4 protein-coding genes are annotated in these 2,963 nt (G+C 67.1%); 3 read left to right on the top strand and 1 reads right to left on the bottom strand.

Annotated elements, in window-relative coordinates:
- On the top strand, positions 1–651 hold a 651-nt coding region (locus ABZD10_RS14880; protein WP_372887703.1), incomplete at its 5' end, for a BMP family ABC transporter substrate-binding protein.
- An 88-nt stretch (positions 652–739) separates the two neighbouring features.
- On the opposite strand, the gene ABZD10_RS14875 is transcribed toward ABZD10_RS14880, so the two are convergent.
- Entirely contained in the window at positions 740–1,072 is a 333-nt protein-coding gene (locus ABZD10_RS14875; RefSeq protein ID WP_372887701.1) for a DUF1330 domain-containing protein, read from the bottom strand.
- Positions 1,073–1,255: 183 nt separating this feature from the next.
- Here ABZD10_RS14875 and ABZD10_RS14870 point away from each other — a divergent pair, with 183 nt between their 5' ends.
- Positions 1,256–1,834 carry a VOC family protein gene (locus ABZD10_RS14870; protein WP_372887700.1) on the top strand — a complete coding sequence of 193 codons (579 nt, stop codon included), beginning with the start codon at positions 1,256–1,258 and terminating at the stop codon, positions 1,832–1,834.
- A gap of 111 nt (positions 1,835–1,945) precedes the next feature.
- The coding region (locus ABZD10_RS14865; RefSeq protein WP_372887699.1) for an NAD(P)/FAD-dependent oxidoreductase at positions 1,946–2,963 on the top strand (1,018 nt) is incomplete at its 3' end.

Raw genomic sequence — 2,963 nt, 5'->3', positions numbered from 1 at the left:
GCCGGCCACATGACCAAGTCGAACACCATCGGCTATATCGGCTCCTACCCGATCCCCGAAGTGATCCGGGGCATCAACTCGGCCTTCATCCACGCCCGCAAGGTCAACCCGGACGTGCAGTTCAAGATCGTCTGGGCCTATACCTGGTTTGATCCCGCCAAGGAGGCCGACGCCGCCAAGGTGCTGATCGAACAGGGCGCCGACGTGATCCTTCAGCACACCGACTCGACCGCGCCTCAGGCCGCGGCCCAGGCCGCGGGCAATGTCGTGACCTTTGGCCAGGCCTCGGACATGAGCGAATACGCCCCCTTCCCGCGGGTGTCGTCGATCATCGACGATTGGGGCCCCTACTATGTGAAACGGGTTGGCGCCGTGATGGATGGCACCTGGGAAACCGTGAACACATGGGACGGCATCGGCGCCGGCATGGTCGGCATCGGCGAAATCTCTGACGCGGTGCCTGCGGAAGTGAAAGCCGAGGCGCTGGCCCTGAAAGACGCCCTGGCCGACGGTTCCTACCACGCCTTCACCGGGCCGCTGAACAAGCAGGACGGCTCGGCCTGGCTGGCAGAGGGTGAAACCGCCGATGACGGCACGCTGGCCGGCATGAACTTCTACGTCGAAGGCATCGAAGGCGACGTGCCGCAATAAGCGCCGCGCCTGTCACCACCCCAAGGCCCGCCCCCAAGGCGGGCCTTTTTTTGCCGTCAAGGGCCCGGCCGGCGTTTCAGTCGGCGTTTCAGTAATTCTCCATTGCCGCCTGCTGCTCGGCCTGGTCTTCGCCGGCCACGACAGTCACGTGGTAATCCCGGAACGCCATGTCGCGGAATGGGATGATGTCCCTGTAGGCCTGGCTGGCAAACACCCTGTCGACAGCAGCCCGGTCGGGGTAGTCGACGATAATGACCGATTGCGCCGGCCGCTGACCAACCACCGCTTCGTTGAGCACGAAACGCTGCACGATCCGCGCCCCGGCCGAGTCCAGCAAGGGGCCCGTCGCCTCCAGATACCGCGCCAGCGCCTGTGGCTGCTGCTCGTCGATGGTGACAAATGCAATGACACGAACACTCATGGGCGTCCCCTAAATGCGCAAGAAACATATATCTTTTCCGGTTCGAGACGATCCGGGCGGATGGAGACCTGTGTAGACCAGCGCCCGCGCGCCTGTCAAAGCCCGAGGCAAAACCGGCGCCGAAGCCAGCCCGCATTTGCAGCCGCGCCGGAACCGGCTAGGATGGCCGTCAGGAGGCCAGCCATGCAGAAAATCCAGGTACAGGGCGTGCATCACATCACGCTGAACGGCGCCGATCGCCAAACCTCGATCGACTTCTGGGAGGGGGCTCTCGGCATGCCCTTCCTCTTCGATCAGCCCAATCTCGACGACCCCGACGAGGGCCATCTTTATTTCGACCCCGGCGACGGACGGCTGATCACCGTCTTCACCAATGAAAGCCGCAGCGCCGATCCCGGCGCCAATCCGCGCGATCCCGGCACCGTGCATCACATCGCCTTCAACGTCTCGCACGCCAGCCTGACACAGGCGCTCGAGCGGCTCGACGCGCGCGGCATCGCCCATACCCCGATCAAGGATCGCGGCTTCATGGACTCGGTCTATTTCCGCGACCCGCTGGGGCTGACCATCGAACTGGCCTGCTACCGCTTCGAGCCGCCAAGGGGGTGTAGCCATGCCGATGTGCTGATCCGCGCCCATCGCCTGCGCGTCGCGGCCGGCGACCGCAGCATCGGCCAAGGCCACCTTGCCGATGCCATCGAGGCCCTGGTGCGCGAGCGGCAGGACAGCCTGTCGGCAGCCGACCGGGCGGCCCTGTCCTGAAAACCCCGGCCGCCCCCCTTTTCCTGCGCCAAGAACCGTGTCAACGTCGCCCGCGACCATGACGCGCGGTCGCGGCCGCGGCGTCTTTCAACAAGACAGAACGGACGACCAATGAACGATTTTCTGGTGATCGGAGGCGGCATCGCCGGCACCTCCACCGCCGCCCGCCTGGCCCCCCTTGGCAAGACCCTGCTGCTCGAGGCCGAAACCGCGCTCGGCTATCACGCCTCGGGGCGTTCGGCGGCCCTGTTCGAGGCCAATTACGGGCTGGCCTCGACCGTCGCCCTGTCGCGGGCCAGCGACGATTTCCACCGCAACGCCCATGGCGGCTTCCTCAGCCCGCGCGGGCTGATGCTGATCGGCAAGACCGACGAGGCCGATGATTTCACCAAGGCCTGCGACCACCTCAACATGGCGCCGATTACGCTGGACGAGGCCTTTGCAAAGGTGCCGATCCTCAACCCCGACAGCGTCGGTTTCGCCGCCTTCCACGAGGCCGCCTACGACCTCGACACCGACCGCCAGATCCAGACCTTCGCCAAGCTGACCCGGGCCACCGGCGGCGCGGTGCTGACCGGCCAGAAGGTCTCGGCGATCCGCCGCACGCCCGGCGGCTGGCAGGTCACCGCCAACGGCCAGACACACGATGCGCGCATGCTGTTCAACTGCGCCGGGGCCTGGGTCGACGAGATCGCCCGGCTGGCGGGCATCGCGCCGCTCGGCGTCTCGCCGCTGCGCCGCTCGATGGCCCGGCTCCCGGCGCCCGGCGGTCACGACGTCTCGGGCTGGCCGATGCTGCTCGGGGTGCGCGAGGACTGGTACGCCAAGCCCGATGCCGGCAAGCTGCTGGTCTCCCCGGCCGAAGAAGACCCGCAGGAACCGCATGACGCCTGGGCCGACGACATGGTGCTGGCCGAGGGGCTGGCGCGCTACGAAGAGATGGTCACCGAGCCGGTGACACGGCTCGAGCACAGCTGGGCCGGGCTGCGCACCTTCTCGCCCGACCGCAACCTGGTGATCGGCCCGGCCCTCGACGATGCGGGGTTCTTCTGGGTCGCCGGACAGGGCGGCTACGGGTTCCAGACCGCCCCCGCCGCCTCGCAGCTGGTTGCCGACCTGGTCGCCGGGC

The organism is Shimia sp. (assembly GCF_041624275.1).
GTDB lineage: Bacteria > Pseudomonadota > Alphaproteobacteria > Rhodobacterales > Rhodobacteraceae > Shimia.
Note: the sequence above shows the minus strand (reverse complement) of the source record. Positions and strands in the feature narration are given on the sequence as shown.

Excerpts from the sequence above, each read along its gene's own strand:
- ABZD10_RS14875 (WP_372887701.1), bottom strand. The coding sequence starts at position 1,072 with ATGAGTGTTCGTGTCATTGCATTTGTCACCATCGACGAGCAGCAGCCA.
- ABZD10_RS14870 (WP_372887700.1), top strand. The coding sequence starts at position 1,256 with ATGCAGAAAATCCAGGTACAGGGCGTGCATCACATCACGCTGAACGGC.